The organism is Undibacterium sp. GrIS 1.8 (genome assembly GCF_040544445.1).
GTDB lineage: Bacteria > Pseudomonadota > Gammaproteobacteria > Burkholderiales > Burkholderiaceae_D > Undibacterium.
Genome location: NZ_JBEONQ010000024.1, coordinates 35,176 through 57,979, shown reverse-complemented (window position 1 = coordinate 57,979; position 22,804 = coordinate 35,176). Strand labels below are relative to the sequence as shown.

Annotated in this window: 16 protein-coding genes; 15 read left to right on the top strand and 1 reads right to left on the bottom strand. The window is 45.2% G+C overall.

The annotated features are described in order from the left end of the window. Positions 1-55 precede the first annotated feature (55 nt). A complete protein-coding gene (locus tag AAKU64_RS12890; protein ID WP_354330202.1) occupies positions 56-1,192 on the top strand; it encodes a GNAT family N-acetyltransferase in 1,137 nt (378 codons plus the stop codon). A gap of 469 nt (positions 1,193-1,661) precedes the next feature. Beyond that, positions 1,662-4,445, top strand: a complete 2,784-nt coding sequence (gene prsT, locus AAKU64_RS12885; protein ID WP_354330200.1) for an XrtA/PEP-CTERM system TPR-repeat protein PrsT — start codon at positions 1,662-1,664, stop codon at positions 4,443-4,445. Positions 4,446-4,936: 491 nt separating this feature from the next. On the opposite strand, the gene AAKU64_RS12880 is transcribed toward prsT, so the two are convergent. Continuing rightward, complete coding sequence (locus AAKU64_RS12880) at positions 4,937-5,509, bottom strand: XrtA/PEP-CTERM system exopolysaccharide export protein (protein ID WP_354330281.1); 573 nt, start codon at positions 5,507-5,509, stop codon at positions 4,937-4,939. A gap of 555 nt (positions 5,510-6,064) precedes the next feature. Here AAKU64_RS12880 and AAKU64_RS12875 point away from each other — a divergent pair. From AAKU64_RS12875 to AAKU64_RS12815, 13 genes are all read left to right on the top strand, one after another. Further along, positions 6,065-7,585: an XrtA system polysaccharide chain length determinant gene (locus AAKU64_RS12875; RefSeq protein WP_354330198.1), complete on the top strand. Its 1,521-nt coding sequence runs from the start codon at positions 6,065-6,067 to the stop codon at positions 7,583-7,585. 83 nt (positions 7,586-7,668) lie between these two features. After that, positions 7,669-8,571, top strand: coding sequence for an XrtA-associated tyrosine autokinase (locus AAKU64_RS12870; protein ID WP_354330196.1), 903 nt, complete (start codon positions 7,669-7,671; stop codon positions 8,569-8,571). Then, on the top strand, positions 8,552-10,123 hold the full coding sequence (locus tag AAKU64_RS12865) for a TIGR03016 family PEP-CTERM system-associated outer membrane protein (RefSeq protein ID WP_354330194.1): 1,572 nt from the start codon (positions 8,552-8,554) through the stop codon (positions 10,121-10,123). The genes AAKU64_RS12870 and AAKU64_RS12865 overlap by 20 nt, the downstream gene beginning before the upstream one ends. Positions 10,124-10,139: 16 nt before the next feature. Further along, positions 10,140-11,138 carry an XrtA/PEP-CTERM system-associated ATPase gene (locus AAKU64_RS12860; RefSeq protein ID WP_354362220.1) on the top strand — a complete coding sequence of 333 codons (999 nt, stop codon included), beginning with the start codon at positions 10,140-10,142 and terminating at the stop codon, positions 11,136-11,138. Then, a complete protein-coding gene (gene wecB / locus AAKU64_RS12855) occupies positions 11,138-12,304 on the top strand; it encodes a non-hydrolyzing UDP-N-acetylglucosamine 2-epimerase (protein ID WP_354330190.1) in 1,167 nt (388 codons plus the stop codon). Before AAKU64_RS12860 ends, wecB begins: the two co-directional genes overlap by 1 nt. Before the next feature lie 20 nt (positions 12,305-12,324). Then, the gene (locus AAKU64_RS12850; RefSeq protein WP_354330189.1) at positions 12,325-13,194 is read left to right on the top strand and encodes an XrtA system polysaccharide deacetylase; all 870 of its coding nucleotides are present in this window, start codon (positions 12,325-12,327) and stop codon (positions 13,192-13,194) included. Next, complete coding sequence (locus AAKU64_RS12845; RefSeq protein WP_503012581.1) at positions 13,191-14,273, top strand: FemAB family XrtA/PEP-CTERM system-associated protein; 1,083 nt, start codon at positions 13,191-13,193, stop codon at positions 14,271-14,273. The genes AAKU64_RS12850 and AAKU64_RS12845 overlap by 4 nt, the downstream gene beginning before the upstream one ends. A 2-nt stretch (positions 14,274-14,275) precedes the next feature. Next, positions 14,276-15,508, top strand: a complete 1,233-nt coding sequence (locus AAKU64_RS12840; protein ID WP_354330187.1) for a TIGR03087 family PEP-CTERM/XrtA system glycosyltransferase — start codon at positions 14,276-14,278, stop codon at positions 15,506-15,508. Continuing rightward, positions 15,505-17,046 carry an exosortase A gene (gene xrtA, locus AAKU64_RS12835; RefSeq protein WP_354362219.1) on the top strand — a complete coding sequence of 514 codons (1,542 nt, stop codon included), beginning with the start codon at positions 15,505-15,507 and terminating at the stop codon, positions 17,044-17,046. Before AAKU64_RS12840 ends, xrtA begins: the two co-directional genes overlap by 4 nt. After that, positions 17,043-18,254, top strand: coding sequence for a TIGR03088 family PEP-CTERM/XrtA system glycosyltransferase (locus tag AAKU64_RS12830; protein WP_354330183.1), 1,212 nt, complete (start codon positions 17,043-17,045; stop codon positions 18,252-18,254). The genes xrtA and AAKU64_RS12830 overlap by 4 nt, the downstream gene beginning before the upstream one ends. Before the next feature lie 33 nt (positions 18,255-18,287). Beyond that, positions 18,288-20,228 carry an XrtA/PEP-CTERM system amidotransferase gene (locus AAKU64_RS12825; RefSeq protein WP_354330181.1) on the top strand — a complete coding sequence of 647 codons (1,941 nt, stop codon included), beginning with the start codon at positions 18,288-18,290 and terminating at the stop codon, positions 20,226-20,228. A 2-nt stretch (positions 20,229-20,230) separates the two neighbouring features. Beyond that, on the top strand, positions 20,231-21,445 hold the full coding sequence (locus AAKU64_RS12820; RefSeq protein WP_354362218.1) for a TIGR04063 family PEP-CTERM/XrtA system glycosyltransferase: 1,215 nt from the start codon (positions 20,231-20,233) through the stop codon (positions 21,443-21,445). Positions 21,446-21,669: 224 nt separating this feature from the next. Further along, positions 21,670-22,788 (top strand): acyltransferase family protein, encoded by a 1,119-nt coding sequence (locus AAKU64_RS12815; protein ID WP_354362217.1) that lies wholly within the window; start codon positions 21,670-21,672, stop codon positions 22,786-22,788. The last annotated feature ends 16 nt before the right edge of the window (positions 22,789-22,804 follow it).

The following is a 22,804-nucleotide window of genomic DNA, read 5'->3' as shown; positions in this document are numbered from 1 at the left end:
ACGCCCTTTGCCTCCCTTCTCTACACCTTATTGCCTTCATGCCGAGGTTGTTTTAATGAAGAAGGTTCGCGTTTACAAAGACTTCAAAACACTCCCTGCCACTGGCCTGCAGTTGTTTGAATCAACAACGTCGCACAAAAATATCTTCGCCAGCCTCGCCTGGCTAAAAAACTTAGATCTGTCTGCGCGACCTGCTAATAGCGCTTTGCATATTTATTGCCTCGAATCAGAAACCGATGCAAATCCAATGACAGCAGCACTACCGATGTGGGCGGCGCGGTACTCGCAACTTGGCTTATCTATCAACACGCTGACCTCTTTGTCGAATTTTTATACATCGCTGTATTCAGTGATTGCACACAATGATGGCGAAGCTCAACGTAGCGATATACAAGCATTAATCGCTATGATGGCGTCAGAAAAACCACGCTGGGACGTAATCAATTTCCATCCTATGGATCCGCTAACTTCTGATTTTGACGCGCTAGAAGCTGCGCTGAAACGTGTCAACATGGCGATACAAACATATTTTTGTTTCGGCAATTGGTATCTCGATATCAGGGGACGCTCATATCAAGAATACTTTGAACAACTCCCGTCAAAATTAAAAAATACCATACTCAGAAAATCCAAGCAGTTGATTAAAGCCGAGCGCCTAGAGATGACTATTTTTCAGCAAGGCGAGTCGCTAGATAAGGCGCTTCAGGATTACCAAACTGTGTATGCGGCAAGTTGGAAAAATTCAGAAACTTATCCTGCATTTATCCCGCAATTGATCGCATTATCGGCGGACGAAGGCTGGCTGCGTCTGGGTATTGCCTACATTGACGGGCGGGCAGCGGCAGCGCAAATCTGGCTAGTTCATCACCAAGTCGCATCCATCTACAAACTCGCTTACGATGAGCAATATGTCAAATTATCAGTCGGCTCTATCTTGACTGCGCATGTGATGCGACATGTGATTGATATCGACAAAGTGACTGAGGTGGATTACCTGACCGGAGACGAACCGTACAAGCAGGAGTGGATGTCGCATAGACGAGAACGTTGGGGCATTACGGCCTTCAATCGCGGTACGCTTGTGGGAGTTGCTCTGGCTGGTCGGCATATCCTTGGGCGACGTATAAAAATTGGACTGCAATCTTTAGCTGGATTCCTGAATAAGTCCGTCTCAAAAAACGACATAAAGTAAAGAGTAGCTCGTCTTTATTACCTGAGAGCATATTTCGTTTTATCGCTGTGGGAATCAGTTTAAAAATAGTGTAATCTCGGCAAAATAACTTTAAATAAAAAACAGAATGGGAAGACAACATAAGATTGCGAAAAATAACGCTGCGTTCCGAGATTCATGTTGGCTGGCCCTACCAGGCAAGTCAACTGCAACGCCAAACGCGGGAGCAGCAAATGTCGGTCTATCCGCTCCGAGGTACATCCATCATTATAAAATATACTCTTAGCGAGTATATTTTCAGTGTCCATATAGTTACTGGACAACTGAGCATTAATTAATATTTTTATGGGGAGTATATAGAAATCGATCTAGAAATCGATCGGTTTTAGACTATCGCAATTGAGGTATATCGAAGTTGCGCCAAGATCCATCGGTTATTGCTACTCCATACATCACCAACCCGCATTCATTTGAGTTATAGGATAAACATATGTCACGCAATCGCAACAAACAAGCATCAGTCGCCATGCTGTCAGCAACCGTCGTACTCATAGCAAGTTTGGGTGCCTGCAGTAAGACACAAAGTTCAGAAAAACTGCTCGCCGAAGCTAAGCAATATCAACAAAAAGGCGACACCAAAGCAGCGATCATCCAGCTCAAAAATGTTCTCCAAAAAGATCCTGACAATAAAGACGCCCGCTTCTTACTCGGCGCTATTTATAATCAGACCGGTGATGCAGTATCCGCAGAAAAAGAAATTCGTAAAGCGATCAGTTTAGGTGCTGATCAAAACGCCTTAATGCCGGATTTAGCGAAAGCCTTACTAGCCCAGGGTCAGTTTCAAAAAGTCATAGACGAAACAGACAAAGATCCTAAATCAAAAACAGACCCCGATTTATTGACGCTACGCGGTAATGCGTTTTTGTCGCTCGACAAGTCACCAGAAGCAAAGGACGCGTTTGAGCAGGCATTAAAAGCCAAGCCAGATTTTCCAGATGCGTTAATCGGTATGGCTAAATATTCGTATGCCACCAAGAACATGGAAGAGACCGTTCGCTATACAGATCAGGCGGTCACAAAAAATCCTGCGAGTATCTCGTCATGGTTATTTAAAGGTGATTTGATGCGCGCTCAAGGCAAGTTGGACGAAGCCTTGGTTGCCTACACCGGAACACTGAAATTGCAGCCAGAAAACGCGTCAGCGCTGCTCGTCAGAGCTAATCTGGAAATTGGCATGAAAAAATTCGCCGAAGCCAAACTAGACATTGATGCTGCAAAAAAAGCGTCCAGCGGTAATTTGCTAGCGATGTACACACAGGCACTGCTGGACTTCAGCCAAGGCAAAAATTCTGCGGCAAAAGAATCGCTGCAACAAGTCTTGCGTGTTGCCCCTGAATATATGCCTGCCGTTTTGTTATCTGGCGCAGTGCAGTATGCGTTGGGTGCGACACAACAAGCTGAGCAAGATTTAAAAAAATATCTGGAAAAAGTACCAAGTAGTATCTACGCACAGAAATTACTGGCTGCCACAGTACTTAAAAATGGTGAGCCGCAAAAAGCGATTGCCTTAGTCGAAGCTGCACTCAAATCTAGTCCAGATGACGTTCAGTTGCTAGGCTTAGCCGGTGAAGCGTATATGCAGGCAAAAGACTATACCAAAGCAGCAGAGGTGTTTGACAAGGCAAGTACATTGGCACCCAAAACGGCGGAGTATCATACTGCGCTAGGTATGAGTAAGCTGGGACAAGGCGACAGTACTCAAGCGATTGCAGAATTAGAAAAAGCCGCCGCGATGGATGACAAGTCACCTAAAGCTGACGTCTTGTTAATCATGACTCATCTCAAACTAAAAGAATACGATAAGGCGCTTGCTGCAGCAAAAGCGGCAGAGAAAGAACAACCTGAGAATCCGGTAATACAAAATCTAAAAGGCGGCATTTATCTGAGCAAGAAAGATCCTGCCAATGCACGTGCCAGTTTTGAGCGTGCAGTGAGTTTGCAAGCAAACTTTTTCCCTGCGATCGCCAATTTAGCCAGACTCGATGTTGACGAGAAAAAACCTGACGCTGCAAAAAAACGCCTCGAAGCCGTCCTGGAAAAAGATAAAAAAAATCTTGCGGCAATGACTGCTTTAGCAGGACTCGCTTTATCTAAAGGTGATAATGAAACTGCAAAAACCTGGTTGGAACGTGCCAACGCAGATCACCCGGAGAATGCACAAATAACGCAATTGCTAGCAACGCAGTATCTGCGTATGAACGACAAACAAAAAGCGATTACGTTTGTGAAAAATGCGCAAGCGACTAATCCAAAGAGTCCCGACTTGATTGCCCTGCTCGGGCAAATTCAGACAGCAACGGGTGATAAAGCCGCTGCGCTGGATAGTTTTACCAAGCTTGCCGCTCTATTGCCAGAATCCGCGCCAGCACAATTCCAAGTCGCCGCCACGCAGATGTCTATGGGGAATGAGGCAGCAGCGATGGAGTCACTGAAAAAGACTTTGCGTCTGGATGCTAAATTTTTGCAAGGTCAACTCGCAATGGCTAGCCTGCAAATTAAGAATAATAATTTTGATGAAGCTCTCGCTATTGCTCGACAAATACAAAAGCAAGATCAAAAAGTACCAACAGGATTCCTGCTTGAAGGCGATACATTAACGCTGCAAAAAAAATCCGCTTTAGCGATCAAAGCCTACGAGCAGGCATTCAAAATCAATGCGAACGGGCAAACTGTCGTCAAATTGCACAATGTCATGATCCAGGATGGCAAAACTAAAGAAGCAGATGCCCGTGTAGTCCAATGGCTTAAAGATCACCCAGACGATAATGCAGTACACATGTATTGGGGCACGTACAACCTGACTGCCCCTAAAGGCAAACAGATAGCGATAGAACAATTCCAGATTATTTTAAAAAGCGATCCTAATAATATTGCCGCGCTAAATAATATTGCCTGGGCTTATTCTGAAGAAAAAGATAAACGTGCCGTTGAATATGCGGAACGGGCCAGCAAACTAGCACCCGATAATCCAGCGATTATGGATACGCTAGGATGGATATTGCTTGATCAGGGCAATACCGCACGCGCTTTGCAATTGCTGCAAAAAGCGAGTGAGTTACAGCCAGATGCCTTGGATATTCATTACCATTTCGCGGTTGCGTTAGCTAAATCCGGCGACAAAGTCAAAGCAAAAAAAGAGCTGGAAATGATTACCGCACCAGGTAAAAACTTTGCAAAAACAGATGAGGCAAAGACGTTACTAAAACAACTGTAAGCTGATCTGATTTGGTGATGTAAAGTGATCAAACTAAAAGCAGAGCTGAGGTAAAGCTCTGCTTTTTGATATGCAGCCTTAATGTCGGGCAATCATTACCAGTTCCCACATTGATGGCTTTTAGATTTTCCACTAGAGCAGCAACCAGTAGGCATATGGCGAACTAAGCCACCAGATGCGAGGACGATACAAACAATATTTTCTGTATCTTGCCCAGATAATTGTCGCTGTAACGCTTGCAGTCAAATGGGAAGTCTGGATGCGATATACTACCGGCAAGTATATTTTGATTGTCCAGAGAATCATTGGACAATGAAGCATAATTGAAAAAATATTGGGGGAGTATAAGCAATATGCTTTTACCCAATAAGAAAGCCACTTCTAAAAAATCAGAAGTGGCTTTCTTGTAAGGAAATTTGATTTTCTTAAGTTTGATCCACTTAAATCAAATGAAACCTTGATGTAATTTCTTTTCGAAGATTTCGCAACACTTAAAAAAAGCTTTGCGGAATTACCAGAATATCGCCAGGACGCACTGGTACGTTAGCAGAGATATCGCCATCTTTGATCAGGTCATTAAGACGTACATTCAAAGATTGTTGCTTTCCATCGATGGTGCGAATAATGTTTGCTTTATTGCCGGAAGCGAATTCTGTCATGCCACCTACGGCGATAATCACATCCATCACAGACATCCCTTTGCGGTAAGCCAGTGCTTGTGGTTTAGCTGCCTGGCCGATGACGCGAATCTGTTCTTCGTAAGGACCGGCAAAATTAGTCACGATCACTGTCACAACTGGCTGCTGAATAAATTTAGCGAGGGCCTTTTCAATATCTCGCGCTAGTTCGGTCGATGTTTTGCCGATAGCGACGACGTCCTCTACCAACGGCGTAGTAATTTTACCGTCCGGTCTGACTGACACAACCATTGATACCTCTGGATTGCGCCAGACAATGATGTTGACCGTATCGCCAGCACCGATCAAATAATCGTGAGTAGGCGCTTGCGATTCCGCCGTCGGCGCCGGGGTTAAGTTGCTCGCGCATCCGCTAATCGCCAGCATGAGCAATGATGCTGAGATAAATGAAAGCCATCTTAATGTTTTGGTATGTAGCTTTTTCACGCGAGTCCCCTATTCCTATTTACGATGATTGAGTGTCCTGCCGCATCAAGCCGCGTATATACGACTCAACAGAAGTTAACAACATGATGGTACCACCAACAGGCTTAAAAACAAGACAATAAATTGCTATTAAAGCATAACTTTATTGACATTTTTAGTCGGATTGTGGGAAAAAATAGACAGTAACTTTCTACAAAAACGAAAGCTTATGTCAAATATGTTATTCATAGAATGAACAGAATTCAGTTTAAAAATAGGACTTATTTCAAAAAGTATTGGCAGAGATGCAAAGTATGCACAACTCTCGAAAGAAAACTCGTTTTAAGGTCATACTTTCATTGTATTTAGCGCGCATCGCATCAAGAATATACTTGTTTTTTTTATATTTACATAATATTATGAGGCACAAAATAATCGTGCTTTTATATCCGCGCCGATAACTGATTGCAACTACAAATTGCTACTGAAAATAGCTCATATGGAGACTTTAAGAAGATGGAGGAACTGGTAACGCAGCTACAATCCCTGTTGAGGGGTGGGTGGAAATATCGCTGGTATGCAGTAACGATAGCCTGGCTCGTTTCTCTATTGGGTTTTGTGGTTGTTTACACGCTTCCAGATAATTACCAGTCCTCTGCACGTGTTTTTGTAGATACCCAAAGCATTTTAAAGCCGCTGCTATCAAGCATGACCAGCGTCCCCAATGTAGAACAACAAGTCTCTATCATGAGTCGTACCTTACTCAGTCGACCTAACGTTGAGAGAGTCATGCGTATGGTCGATTTGGATATCAAAGCCAACACTGGTAAAGATCGGGAACGTCTGATCGAAAACCTGATCGCTCAAATAAAAATTGGCGGCACGGTACAAAACGATATTTATACAATTACTTACAACGACGAAAATCCGAAATTAGCAAAAGATGTAGTTCAGGCGCTGTTGACGATTTTCGTTGAAGGAAGTTTCGGCGATAAAAAACAAGACTCTAGCAAAGCCGTCGTGTTTATTGACGGACAAATCAAAATATACGAAGAAAAATTAGTCACTGCAGAGAATGCTCTGAAAGATTTCAAACTAAAAAACATGAGCCTGCTGCCTGGGCCAGGTAGTGACTCTGGCACCAAGCTGTCGGCAATGACAGAAAGTTTGAACCAGGCTCGGTTAGAACTAGTAGAAGCTGAACAAGCTAGAGATGCAATTAAACGGCAAGTTTTAACCACTGAAAATACGCTTAAACCAGGTCAAACCTCCTCTGCGCCAAATCCAGAGATTGATACGCGCATTCAAACCCTTAACAAAAATCTGGATGCACTACGCTTACAGTTCACAGAAGAGCATCCAGATATTGTCTCCACAAAACGACTGATCGCACAACTTGAAGCGCGAAAAATTGAAGAGGCAAAAGTAAGGAAGCCTGACGCAGAAATCGTTTCAGCGAATCCTTTGTTGCAACAATTGAAGATTTCTTTGTCTGGAGCAGAAGCTCGGGTGGCGTCAATGCGAGCCCGCGTAGATGAGTATGCAAATCGTAGTACAAAACTAAAAGCGCTGAGTATTGCTGCGCCGGAAATAGAGTCTCAGTTATCGCAATTAAACCGCGACTACCAAATTAATAAAGAAAATTACGAAAAATTAGTGGCCAGCAGAGAATCGGCAAAATTGTCAGGTGATTTGAGTACCACGACAGAAATGATGACTTTCCGCGTTGTTGATCCACCTACAGCGCCGCTTACTCCGATAGGTCCAAACAGAATAAGACTGTTATCACTGGTGTTTCTCGCAGCGATTGCAATAGGTTTGGCGGGCGCTGTTTTGATGAGTAAAATCAGACCAACTTTTCTATCTCATACCGACTTACTGGAAGTTACAGGATTACCAATTCTTGGTACGGTATCAATGAATTGGACAGACAATGAAAAGAAACGCCAGAAACAAAGCCTGTATGGTTTTGCGGCATCTTCATTCGTTCTATTCGCTTTTTTTGCGGCAATCATGGGCATGGTTTATCTAAAATAATAATCAGCCCTTAAGTACCATTACAATGAGCCGATTCAAATCAGGATCCGGCCGTAAAAGAAGTAAATTTATTTGGAGTTAGCGTGAGCATTATTGAAAAAGCGGCGAGTAGATTAGAGCAAGGAAAAGCCATTGCTGCGCATCCAATCGAAGCGCCAGTAGAAGCTACGCCGCCACAAGCAGTCACAAATAAACCTGCCATTAATGACATCGTAATTAATCCACAGCAGGCTCCTGGTAAAAATAGCACCAGAAAAGTTGAAATAGACATCGCTCAATTGCATCGCTTAGGCATGGTAACGCCTGATGCAGAGCGCACTGCCATCGCTGAAGAGTTTAGATTAATTAAGCGTCCTCTTATCGAGAAAGCGTTTAATCAAAAAAATGGTCCGATTCACCATGGCAATTTAATTATGGTGACCAGCTCATTACCTGGAGAAGGTAAGACCTTTTGCGCTGTCAATCTAGCGATAAGTATCGCGATGGAATTGGATCACACAGTTTTATTGGTTGATGCGGATGTAGCCCGCCCGTCAGTTCCAAGATATTTAAATCTACAAACAACCGGTGACACCACAGAAATCGGACTATTGGATGTTTTACTCGATGACAAACTTGATCTGGCAGACGCAATGCTCAGAACTAATATCGATACTTTAAGTATTCTGAGAGCAGGGAATAGTCATAAACGATCAACAGAATTATTAGCCAGCCAAGGTATGAGTAATTTGCTCAATGAGATCGCAAGCCGGTATCCAGATCGTATTGTGATTTTTGATTCACCACCTTTATTGCTGACGACAGAAGCGAGAGTATTAGCAAATCAGATGGGGCAAATTGTCTTGGTGGTTGAAGCAGAGTCAACAACTCAACACGTAGTGAAAGAAGTATTAGGCCAATTAAAATCTCGCTCCAATGTGAACTTAATTTATAACAAAGCTAAAGCGTTCTCAAATGGGGATTACTATGGCCATTATTACGGTTAAGAAATTACCCGTTTCGGCGCTCATGGCGATTCCATCTCGCGTGGTGTCGAGCATACCTTTGATCGGCTTATTATTTGCGCAACCTGTTCTGGCAGCAGAATGGAAGTTTGTGCCAAGTGTCAATTTGAGTGAAACTTATACTGACAATGTGCGCCTGTTACCAAAAGGCAATGATGAGAGCTCTTTCATTACACAGGCATCTCCGGGATTCTCGCTGACAGCAACCGGTTCGCAATTAAAGTTGCATGCAGACTATGCCATGCAAAATCTTTATTACTCGTCAGATAGTGCTGGAGTAAGGACTAACCATATACTGAACGCTACGGCCAATAGCGAACTTATTCGCGGTCTTTTTTTTTTAGACGGTAGTTCAAATATTAGTCAGCAAAATTCATCGCCATTTCAAAGTGCTGCCGCTGACAATCTTAATTTATCAAATAATCGTGTCGAGGTAAGAACCTATAGCGTTTCTCCGTATTTCCGCAAAAATTTTGATAACGAATTTTCAAGCGAACTACGCTATACCAGAAGCAGTGTCGCTACCAGCGTGCAAAATGGCTTAGATAGTAAGGCTGACCAGTTACAGCTCAGCGCAAACAGCGGCTCCGCATTTAAAACAGTCACTTGGGGACTGCAATATAACGACCAAAAAATCCATTATCCTCAGCAAAGCGATGTCACTTTTCAAACGACAACGGCTAATGCCAGTTATTTCATCTCGCCTCTATTCGCTATTACCGCAACTGCTGGTTATGAGGATAATAACTATAAAACTACGGGTGAAAAACCATCTGGATATTTTTGGTCAGGCGGCTTTGCTTGGACGCCGACAGAGAGAACTAAACTGGCCGTCAGTGCGGGGAAAAGATTTTATGGCTCGACTTATTCGTTGACTGCAAATCAAAGAACACGAGGCAGCATCTGGAGCCTAGGATATAACGAAGACATTACGACAACACGTGGACAATATTTAGTCGCGGCAAGCGTGAATACATCCGATTTCCTTAATCAGCTATGGAAAGCAAGCGTTCCTGACAATGCAGCCAGACAGCAATTAATTGATAACTTCATTAAAGATACCAACCTGCCGGCTAGCCTCTCTCAACCAGTAAACACAATAACCAATCGCGTTTTTCTGCAAAAGAGTCTGCAGGGATCGGTAGCGCTCAACGGCGCAAGAAATACTGTTATTTTTAATGTGTTCAGAATCGGACGTGAAGCGCAATCGATCAGTGATGTTGATGTGGCTTTATTGGGCGCCAATGATCCAAGCCTGCTCGACAACACCAGACAGACTGGCGCTAATGTAGTCTGGAATTGGCAATTGTCTTCCAGAACAAATGCCAATGTCAGTGCGACTTTTACCAGAGTCAATTCGCTTGCTACCGATATTAAAGACAATAACAAATCGCTACGCGCCTCTATTTCCAGGCAATTACAAGCGAAACTCCGAGCCACGCTTGAAGTACGCCGAGTCGAAAAACAATCGACATTAAGCAGTAACAGCTTCACAGAAAATGCAGTCACACTATTTTTATTGCTAGGTTTCTAGCGGAGTCAGGTATCAGATGTATGAGTCACATTACGGTTTTAGCGCAAAACCTTTTCAATTAAAACCAGATCCACGCTTTTTCTTTGGTAGCAAAGGACATAAGCGTGCGATGGCATATCTGGAATATGGTATTTCACAAGGCGAGGGCTTTATTGTCATCACGGGTGAAGTTGGTGCGGGCAAAACAACCCTGATGCGCAATCTATTTTGCGAACTGGAATCTGAAAATATTCTTGCCGCACAAATTGTCAATACGCATGTGGGTTCCGATGACATTCTGCGCCTGGTTGCTTCAGCATTCGGCGTTGAATATGAAAACGCATCAAAAGCAACTCTGCTGACGCGTTTGGAGCAATTTCTTAAGCAATGTGATCAGCAAGGTAAACGTGCGCTATTGGTAGTTGATGAAGCGCAAAACCTGACACCAAGAGCTGTAGAAGAACTACGAATGCTATCCAACTTTCAGACAGCGGACAAATCATTGCTACAGACCTTTTTGCTTGGTCAGCCTGAGTTTAGGCGAACCCTACTGAGCGACGATATGCAGCAACTATTGCAGCGGGTGATTGCCAGCTATCACCTCGGGCCACTCGACTTAGCTGAAACGCAGTCTTATATCGAGCATCGCTTACACACCGTCGGCTGGAAAAATGATCCTAGTATTGATGCAGGAGCATTTGCGGCTATTTACAACTATAGCGGTGGCATCCCAAGAAAAATTAACTCTTTATGCGACCGTCTGTTCTTGATGGGTTATCTGGAAGAATTACATGCATTCGGAGAGGCTGAAGTCAATCAAGTGATTGCCGATATCAGACAAGAGTTTCAATTACCCGCTAAGGATGCCGATCAAGGTAATAACGTGTTGAATGCAAGAGATTCGTCAAATACCAGTTTGGAAAATATAGACGACAGAATGGCAAAAATGGAACGCTCTATCCTTTCAGTAATTGATGCCTTAAAAAAAATGCTTCCACCGACACGAATTAATCAATATTCTGAGAAGGACAATTAATGCAGGTTTTAAATCCAAGTTCAAGCGGCACGAGCAGCATTATCTGCGTCGTCGGTGCGCGCCCAAATTTTATGAAAATAGCGCCTATCATGGCCGCTCTGAATGCATTAAAACCTCATCTAAAAGTGACCTTATTACATACAGGTCAGCACTATGACGTCGCAATGAACGAACAGTACTTTGACGCGTTGGGCATCCCCTCCCCTGATATCAACTTAGAGGTAGGTTCTGGCAGCCATGCAGTACAAACGGCCGAAGTCATGTGTCGCTTTGAAACTGCGATGGGCGATGATTTGCCGTCCGCCGTTCTGGTTGTCGGTGATGTCAACTCAACTATTGCATGTGCCTTGGTCGCCAGTAAAAAAGGGATTCCTGTGATCCACGTGGAGGCAGGCTTACGTAGTTTTGACCGGGCAATGCCAGAAGAAATTAATCGCGTATTGACGGATCAAATCTCCGATTTATTGTTCACGACGGAGCCAAGTGCTAAAGATAATTTAGCGCGTGAGGGTATTGCAGCTGGTCGCATACACTTTGTCGGTAATGTCATGATCGATACGCTCAGAAATAATCTGAGCCGGACAATTGCTCCAAGCACGATCGCCGCAGATGCTGGACGTGCTGGTTTTCTAGAAGGACGAAAAGACTTTGTGGTTGTAACAATGCATCGTCCATCAAATGTCGATGATCAAGCGATTTTGACCGCTTTGATGGAAACCATCGTCAAAATCAGTACGGAAGTACCGGTCATTTTTCCAGTACATCCTCGTACGAAATCCATGTTGGAAAAATTTGGTCTGATGAAGTTATTGGACTCATCAAACATTTTATTACTGCCCCCGATGGGTTACCTTGAAATGCTAGGTTTGATGAAAGATGCGAAGTTGGTACTCACAGATTCCGGCGGCATACAAGAAGAAACAACGGCTCTTGGTGTGCCATGTATCACACTCAGAAATAACACTGAGAGACCAATTACGGTTGAAGAAGGTAGTAATACTATCGCCGGACAAGATCCCGAAAAAATTATGGCAATTTTTAAAGATGTGATGCAAACCGGCGGCAAAGCCGGGCGCATCCCAGAATATTGGGATGGTCATGCATCTGACAGAATTGCCGCCGTAATCGGTGCGCAGCTTGGTATCGCCATTAAACCCCAACAATAAGCATCGGTACGGATATCATCATGTCACTTTCAAGCAAATCTCCTTCTTCATCTGGCATACGTAATGCTATGACGATTGACGTAGAAGATTATTTCCAGGTGTCGGCGTTTGCTGGACACATATCACGCGATAGCTGGTCAGATTTGCCTTGCCGCGTGGAGAGAAATATGGATTGCATACTCGCGCTGCTCAGTCAGGCGCAAGTTAAGGCAACCTTCTTCACACTAGGCTGGCTCGCAGAGCGTTATCCTTCTATGGTAAAACGTATCGTTGAAGAAGGTCATGAACTGGCAAGCCATGGTTATGGCCATTTGAGGGCGTCGGATCAAAGTCAGGCGCAATTTCTGGAAGACATCAGTAGTAGCAAAAAGATTTTAGAAGATATCGGTGGCCAAGCGGTACTAGGCTATCGAGCTCCCAGCTTTTCTATCGGGACAAATAATTTATGGGCGCTCGATTTGCTGCTCCAGGCAGGATATCGATACAGCTCCAGCATCTATCCAATTCAGCACGATCACTATGGGATGCCGGATGCGCCTCGCTTCAGTTTTTACCCGAACGGCAAAGATGGTTTATTAGAACTGCCGATCACGACCGTACGTTTTTTCCAAAAAAACTTCCCCGCAGGCGGTGGTGGTTTTTTCCGTCTATTTCCCTACCAGCTTTCCCGCTGGCTACTGGAAAGAGTCAACCAACAAGATAAGCAATCCGGCATATTCTATTTCCATCCGTGGGAAATAGATCCAGGGCAACCACGTCAACATCAGATCAATTTAAAAACCCGCTTCCGTCATTACGTCAATCTTGATCGTACTGAAAATCGCCTCAAGGCGCTGACCCGCGATTTTCAATGGGGTCGTATGGACGAAATTTTTCTGGTGCCCAATTGAACGCTGTCGTCAATTCCTTGCCGACGCAACCGACATCCATCCAATCAACTCCTGTTATTCGCTTAATGCAGGCAAGTGATTTAGCCAGATGGGATGCGTTTGTACTATCCAACCCTGAAGCTAGTTTTTTTCATCGGGCTGGCTGGCAAACCGTTATTGAAAAAGCCTTTGGTCATAAAACCTGGTTTTTCTATGCAGAACTCAATGGAGAAATCATCGGCGTCTTGCCATTGGCTCAAATAAAAAGTTTTTTGTTCGGGCACTCTCTCATTGCTTTACCTTTTTGTGTTTATGGTGGCATAGCAACCAGTTCCGATATCGCAAGAGAAGCACTCAATCAAGAGGCACAAAAACTAGCTGCGTCTCTCAAAGTCGGTCACTTGGAATATCGCAATTATCGCGAGCAAGCATCACATCCTGATTGGGTCACCAAAGATTTATATGTCACTTTTCGGAAAGAGATTTTTGCCGACGAAGAGCAAAACATGTTGGCTATCCCGCGCAAGCAACGTGCGATGGTGCGCAAAGGTATTAAGGCTGGCCTACAAAGTGAAATTGATCAAGATATTGAACGATTCTTCTCGGCCTATGCTGATAGCGTACATCGCTTAGGTACGCCGGTATTTTCCAAAAAGTTTTTTACTTTGCTAAAGCAGACCTTTGGTACCGACTGTGAAGTATTAACCATCACCAAAGACGGTCGGACTGTGAGCAGCGTGATGAGTTTTTATTTCCGTGATGAAGTATTGCCATACTACGGCGGCGGCAAAAGCGAGGCTCGCGAAGTCGCGGGCAATGATTTCATGTATTGGGAATTAATGCGTCGCGCCTGTGAACGTGGACTTAAAATTTTTGACTTCGGTCGTAGCAAACTGGGAACTGGTGCGTTTGACTTCAAAAAAAATTGGGGCTTTGAAGCTCAGGCACTACATTACACTTATCAGCTGCATCAATCATTAGCAGTACCCGATACCAACCCATTAAATCCCAAATATCAGCTATTTATCAAAATGTGGCAACGGATGCCTTTGGCTTTGGCGAATGTAATAGGTCCACACCTTGTAAAAAATCTGGGATAACAGTGGAACATATACTGCTTTTGGTGCATCGCATCCCCTACCCTCCCAATAAGGGAGACAAGATACGCTCCTATCATCTGCTGAAGCATTTGACTAAGCGCTATCAAGTTCACTTGGGTACTTTTGTGGATGATCCCGATGATTGGCAGTATGTTGATATCGTCAAACAATGGTGTGGCGAAACCTATTTCGGCAAGTTAAATCCGGTCAAGGCTAAACTGCGCAGCCTGGGTGCACTGATCAGTAACCGTGCGCTCAGTCTCGACTATTATCGCGACGCTGATTTATCTGCATGGGTCGCTCAATTGATGGCAGAGAAATCGATAGGACGAGTACTAATATTTTCATCAGCGATGGCGCAATATGTTGAATATGCATCGGAGGCGCGTCGCGTGATTGACTTTGTCGATATTGATTCAGATAAGTGGCTGCAATATGCAGAGAAGAAATTGTGGCCTATGAACTGGATATACCGCCGAGAAGGTCGACAACTCTTACGATATGAAAAAAAAATCGCGCAAAATTTCGATGCCTCACTGTTCGTCTCCGCTGCGGAGGCAAGTTTATTCAAGCAATTAGCACCGGAGAGTAAACATAAAATCGGCTTCTTCAGTAACGGTGTCGATACTGAATATTTTTCGCCAGCACCAGACTATCTCAATCCCTATCCACAGGGTCAAGCGGTCATCGTATTTACCGGAGCCATGGATTATTGGCCGAATATCGACGCCGTGCAGTGGTTTGCCGAAGATATATTGCCATCAATCCGCGCAAAAAATCCTGCTGCCTGTTTTTATATCGTTGGCTCACGACCCAGCGACCAAGTACAACTCCTGGCCAGGCTTCCCGGTGTCTATGTCACGGGTACTGTTGCGGATGTACGCCCGTATATCGCGCATGCAGGTGTCTCTGTTGCCCCTTTGCGTATTGCACGTGGTATTCAAAATAAAGTGCTAGAGGCAATGGCAATGGCAAAAACCGTTGTCGTATCACCTCAAGCTTTAGAGGGTATTCATGCCATACCAAATCAAGAACTCATTGTTGCTGAAATAAGCGAGCAATTTATCTCTGCCATCTCGGCTTTATTAGCCAAGCCCGATGGATTACTTGGTCCTGCAGCCCGTCATAAAGTAGAACAAGAATATGGCTGGAGTAGCAATCTGGCGATGTTGGATACCTTACTTGACGCCACACCTTCCGTTTTATCGGAAATCGCCACAAAGGAAGCATCTTGAGTACCCTGTCCGTCAAGTCAAACGCAGGATTGTTTAATGCATCAATAGTGCTGATACTGATCGCTGCTTTACTTACACCATTCCTGATTTATTTTGGGACTGCACAATCTATTGTTGCGATCTGGAATAGTTCGGAAACGTTCGCTCATGGTTACATTATTTTGCCCATCAGTTTATGGCTGATATGGAAGCGACGCCAAGTATTAAGCACCCTTTCACCAGCGCCTTATTGGCCTGGATTACTACTTATAGCAGCTTGCGGATTTGGCTGGCTATTGGCGGATTTAGGTGATGTCCAGGTAGTACGGCAATATACCTTCGTAGCGATGTTGCCAGCAATTGTGATTTCAATGCTGGGGCTGCGCATTTCATGGAAAATGGCATTCCCATTATTCTTTTTATTGCTTGCTGTACCTTTTGGCGATGTCTTCATCGAACCGCTCATTAATTTCACGGCAGATTTTACAGTCGCTGCGCTGCAAGCCACCGGCATACCTGTATTACGTAACGGAGCTAGTTTTGAAATTCCATCAGGAAGCTGGTCGGTCGTTGAAGCCTGCAGTGGCGTACGTTATTTAATATCGTCGATCACGCTTGGTTTTTTATACGCATATCTCACTTATGTGTCACGTATCCGCCAATTAATGTTTGTACTGCTCTCCATCATCGTACCCATCATTGCCAATGGCATGCGGGCATATATGATCGTGATGATTGGTCATTTGAGTGGGATGCAATTGGCAGTTGGTGTTGATCATCTGATCTACGGTTGGTTATTTTTCGGTTTGGTCATGTTCTTGATGTTTTGGATTGGTAGTTTTTGGCATGAAAATAAAAAAGAAGTATTGCCAGTAACTACCGCAAATCAAGAGTCTGAGCAGGTAAAAGCCGTACCTGTATCACGATTGTTCATCGCACTCATTGGCGTAGTTATCAGCTTAGGTATTTGGCCGCTGTATGGAAATTATCTTGCGCGAACCAGCTTCAATCCTGCCACTCCGATCCTTAACAGTTTTCATCCAGATTGGCAGCCGACTACCGCATTCACCGATTGGAAACCGTATTTCGCTCCTGCTAAAACGGAGCTTTATCAATTCTTCTCGCAAGACAAGCAGGCTTTAGGTATATCTGTACTGTACTACCGCAACCAAAGTCGCGGCGCAGGATTGATCAGCTCTTCGAATAAATTAGTGCCAGAAAAAGATCCGGTCTGGTTCAACGTCGGCAGCTCTGTTCGTCAAGAGACCATCGGCAAGCAATCCCTGTCCCTTAGAGAAAGCAGACTGCAAAGCGCAGCCGGGCCGCTTCTCGTCTGGCATTGGTATTGGGTGGGCGGGCAATTTACCAGCAATGATTACTTAGGAAAAGTTTTACAAACAAAAGAAGAGATTCTGATGCGCGGAGATGATGGTGCGGCACTGGCTGTGTTTGCGCCTTACACTGCAAATCCTGATGAGGCTCGCGTGGTAATGCGTCATTTTCTGGACAGTAATATGACGACGCTTGAAAAAACGCTGGCGGCCAATAAGAAGCAATGACATTCATTAGCAAAATGACCCAAGAGCCCATTCCTCTCGTCGTGCATTTAATCTACCGCTTAGATTTCGGTGGATTAGAAACATTGTTAGTGGAGTGTGTGAACGGCATGCCAGCAGATCAATATCGCCATGCGATTGTCTGTCTTACTGGCTATACCGATTTTGCACAAAAAATTACACAAGCCAATGTTCAGCTTTTCTCTTTAGATAAAGCGCCGGGACTCGGCTTAGGTACACATCTTAAACTTTGGAAGTTATTACGGCAGTTGCGTCCAACAATTCTGCATACGTATAACCTATCTGCAATTGAGTACGCACTCACTGCAAGCTTGGCTGGGGTTCCTGTTCGCATTCATGCTGAACACGGACGTGACGCCGGTGATCCCGACGGTAAAAATAAAAAACATAACTTACTGCGCAAGTTGTTAGTCCCATTTGTGGATTGTTATGTGCCGGTTTCGGGCGACCTGCAACGCTGGCTCAAGAGCGTGGTTGGTATACCCGATGCTAAAAACCGACTCATCAACAATGGTGTTGACACTAACAAATTCAGCGCGCATCAAAGTTCTAACCCTCAGCCTGAGGTGGATAAAGCAACTTCATTAACGCCACTGAATTTACCGACGATATTCCCTCCTGACAGCTTTGTGATTGGCACGGTTGGACGAGTTCAGGATGTAAAAAATCATGCCACGCTGGTGGATGCTTTTATTCAATTGCAAGCGCAATTGCCAGCCGATAAATCCCGTATGCGTTTAGTCATCATCGGCGATGGTCCACTGCGACCTGCACTGATTAACAAAATCAACGAGGCCGGTATCTCTGATGTAGTCTGGCTACCCGGGGCACGTAGTGATATTGCAGAAATCATGCAGACATTTTCTGTGTTTGTATTACCCTCTATCGCCGAAGGCACTCCCGTCACGATGTTGGAGGCAATGTCCTGCGGATTACCCATCGTTGCCACCCGTGTTGGTGGTATTCCAGAATTAGTGGTGGATCATGTCACAGGGACGCTGGTTGCGCCCAATGACACTAATGCATTAACGAATGCCATCGCAGTCTATCTACAACAACCCGAATTGATTAGCTTACACGGCACTGCTGGTCGTAAGCGTATAAAGCAGTATTACAGTATCAATGCGATGTTGGCTGCGTACACCGATCTATACAATCACTTTTGCCATACAAAATTAAAGTCCATATAAAACTGAAATGACCTTGAAAGAAATAATCATAATATGTGCGGAATAGTCGGCATTTTTGACATGCGAGGAGAGCGCGCCATCGACAGAGATGTGCTGCACCGCATGAACGAAACTCAACATCATCGAGGCCCTGTCGAAGGTGGCTTACATATCGAGCATGGCCTGGGTTTTGGTCACCGTCGTCTTTCCATCATTGATCTGTCATCAGGCCAGCAACCGCTGTTCAACGAAGACCATAGCGTCGTTGTCGTGTTTAACGGAGAGATATATAACTTTCAAGCTTTAATGGCAGAGCTAATCACGCTTGGTCACAGCTTCCGCACGCATTGTGATACGGAAGTCATCGTGCACGCATGGGAACAGTGGGGTGAAGCTTGTGTAGATCGCTTGCGCGGCATGTTTGGATTTACGATCTGGGATAGAAATAAAAAAATATTATTTCTGGCGCGGGACAGGCTGGGAATCAAACCGATGCATTATGCTTTTCTGCCGGATGGCATGTTTGCATTCGGCTCAGAATTAAAATCCTTACTATCGTTACCGACTTTGGTGCGCGAGATTGATCCTTGTGCGGTAGAAGATTATTTTGCTTACGGCTATGTACCGGAACCAAGAACTATTTTCAAAGGTGCGCTCAAGCTGGCGCCGGGACACACGCTGACGCTGCATGCAGGCGCAATGAGCAGCGTAGTACAACCTAAAAAATATTGGGATGCACCATTCAAAGCGCATGCGCCCATGACCGAACCGGAGATGGAACAAGAGCTGATCGTCCGTCTGCGGGAGACCGTCCAAAGCCATATGATTGCCGACGTTCCACTGGGTGCTTTTTTATCCGGCGGTGTCGACTCCAGCGCAATCGTTGCCATGATGGCGGGGCTGACAAATGAGCCTGTTAATACCTGCTCTATCGCATTCAATGATCCGGCATTTGATGAGTCCGCCTACGCTACACAAGTCGCTAATCAATACCATACACGGCACCACACCGAGACCGTGGATAAAGACGACTATGGCCTGATTGATACGCTGGCGGCATTGTATGACGAGCCCTACGCCGATAGCTCTGCCATTCCCACTTATCGCGTTTGCCAATTAGCGCGTAAGCGTGTGACAGTCGCATTGTCGGGCGACGGCGGTGACGAAAATTTTGCAGGCTACCGTCGCTATCGTTATGCCATGGCCGAGCAAAGAGTACGTTCTGCATTGCCACTGGCGCTGCGCAAACCACTGTTTGGCTTTCTTGGGTCGTATTATCCTAAAGCCGATTGGGCACCTCGTATGTTCCGCGCTAAGACCACGTTTGAAGCCTTAGCTCGTGATCTGGTTGAGGGTTACTTTCACGGTGTTTCGATTCTGCCAGATCGGGTACGCGACCAATTATTTAGCGATAAATTCCGTCGTGAGCTACAAGGCTATCGGGCGATTGAAGTAATGCGTGGTCACGCCAATAACTCACCGACAGATGATCCTTTATCGATGGTGCAATATATTGACCTGAAAACGTATTTGCCTGGTGACATCCTGACCAAAGTCGATCGTGCCAGTATGGCGCACGCATTGGAAGTCCGTGTCCCTTTGCTGGATCATCAGTTTGTAGAATGGGTTTCAGGCTTGCCATCCTCGGTCAAACTCAAGGGCGGCGAAGGTAAACATATTTTTAAAGAATCTCTGAAGCCACATTTATCCGATGATATTTTGTACCGGAAGAAGATGGGTTTCTCTATTCCGCTCGGGACTTGGTTACGTGGTCCCTTGCGCGAAAAAGTGCGGGCGGCTGTACTCAATCCCGCCTTACTAGATACGGGCTTTTTTAATCAAAGTTATCTGGAACAAATGGTCGATCAGCACCAGTCTGGCTTAAAAGACCATAGTGTCTCTTTGTGGTCCGTCTTGATGTTTGATGCTTTTTTACGTACGAATGGCGTGTCCGCTGCCAGCACGTCGACGACTAACACTGCGGGGAAACATTAATCATGCGTGTTCTGCATATTCTGGATCATTCAATCCCCCTGCATAGTGGTTATACCTTCCGTACCCGTTCCATTCTGCGCGAGCAACAAGCACTCGGCTGGGACACCTTTCATGTCACTGGTTCCAAACAAGGCGTTTGTGCGGATCTGGAGGAAGATGTCGACGGCTTACATTTCTATCGGACGCCCGCAATCAACGGGCCACTCGCCAAATTACCCGTACTAAATCAAAAGGCCGTCATTGATGGATTGACGCGTCGCTTGTCCGAGATCATTCCGCTTATCAAGCCTGATGTCTTGCATGCACACTCCCCTTGCCTGAACGCGATTGCGGCACTCCGCGCCGGCAAAAAATTTGGTATTCCTGTGGTGTATGAAGTGCGTGCTTTTTGGGAAGATGCCGCAGTCGATCACGGCACGGCCAAAGAGTTCGGCTTGCGCTACCGTGTGACGCGTGGGCTGGAAACATATGCTTTAAAACGTGTGAACGCAATCACCACGATTTGTGAAGGCCTGCGTAAAGATATCGTACAACGCGGCATCGCTGCAGACAAAGTCACTGTGATTCCCAATGCAGTCGATATCGATAAATTCTCTGTCGGTGGGATTGCTGACCTCGCACTGAAAGCAAAATTAGGGTTGCAAGATAAACGCCTGATCGGATTTATCGGTTCGTTTTACGCCTACGAAGGCCTGGACGTCCTGCTGCGTGCATTTCCGTTGATGTTGACGCACGCACCAGATTTGCGGGTACTGCTGGTGGGTGGCGGGCCACAAGATGGCGCATTACGGCAACTGGCAAAAGAACTCCGGATTGACGACAAAGTGATCTTTACCGGACGGGTGCCACATGAGCAGGTTCAGCAATATTACGACTTGCTGGATGTACTGGTCTACCCGCGGCTGTCCATGCGCTTGACTGATTTGGTCACACCACTCAAACCTTTAGAGGCCATGGCGCAAGGACGCTTGTTAGCCGCGTCCGATGTCGGCGGGCATTTAGAATTGATTGAAGACGGTAAAACCGGCGTGCTGTTTAAAGCAGATGACCCGCAATCGCTGGCTCAAAAAGTCGGTACGCTGATGGATGCGCCACAACAATGGCCAGCCCTGCGTGAAGCTGGGCGTCGCTATGTAGAAACCGAGAGAAACTGGCCGATTAGCGTTGCACGTTATAAGCAGATATACAGCCGGCTGACTGGCTTACGCGGTTTATAAATTGACCGTCTGAGCTTACCCACCTAGAGAGAAATAAATACTCCCAATAGGTATATTTTAATTATCCATATAATCATTGGACAATCAAGCATATTTCTTAAATTTAATGGGGAGTATATTCAAATTCACTCTAATCTGACGCATGCTGACAGATGCAATCAGCACTAACCAGATACACCAATCTGGACACAAGCAAGAGTCAGTCTGAAATTTGATCAACCATTATGAACAAGCAATATTCCCTCTACCTCGACATTGTTCGTTTTCTGGCATCGCTATTTGTGGTGTTAGATCACTTCAGTTCGCAAAAAATTGTCGGCGGCAGTGCCCGGCAATTTATTCCAGAACTAGGTCGGGAAGCGGTGATTATTTTCTTCGTCTTATCAGGCTACGTGATTGCCTATACGACGCAGACCAAGCAGCAGTCCTTGCGTGAATATGCCGTTGCTCGCTGTGCCAGGATTTACTCGGTTGCATTGCCGCTTTTATTGCTGGCATTTTTATTGAACTACGTATGCAACACTTATTTCCCGAACGGCGATGGGGCTGCGCCTTACTACGAAGTTTCTAAAGCGTATTTTTATATTCCGTTTCATCTTCTGTTTTTGGGAGAGTTATGGAATTTTTCTGAGATCCCGCCGTGGCTCATCCCCTATTGGTCTTTGGGATATGAAGTCTGGTATTACGTATTTTTTGCAACCCTCTATTATTTTTCCTCATACAAACGCATCCTGTTGGGTGGCATCGTTTTTTTAATCCTGGGACACAAACTTTGGCTATTGTTACCCGTATGGATGAGTGGCGTATTTCTATACCATCACCAAAACAAAATCCCTCTCAGCGTCAACATGGCAAGACTCGGTTGGTGTATGAGTCTAATTGCGCTTGGCGTTTACGAATATTCTGACTTTGATCAATCCTTGCTAGCCTGGGGTGCGCAGATCTGGCCTTTCAAATCACTGACATTGGGCAGTGCCAGTCGTTATCTGGAGGACTACCTAGTCTGCCTGATGATTCTGATGAATTTTTATTGTGCGCGCTATGCAGAATTCTCCTTACTGGAAAAATGTAGTCATAGCATACGCGCCATCTCGTCTTACACTTTTACACTGTACCTGGCACACATGCTGGTGGTATCGATGTGGCTGCGCTTCTACCCGCACGATGCGACTAGCTTGATGGATATTCTCTGTATCTCAGTTTTGATCGCCTTATTTACTTATGTGATCGGGCAATTTACGGAACATAAGAAAAATTGGTTTGCCATGATATTTGATCGCAGCTTTGGTGCGATTGCGGATCAGATCCGCCGCATCTCTAAACCACATCAAGGTAAAGCCTGAGCCGGCTGCGGCCTTC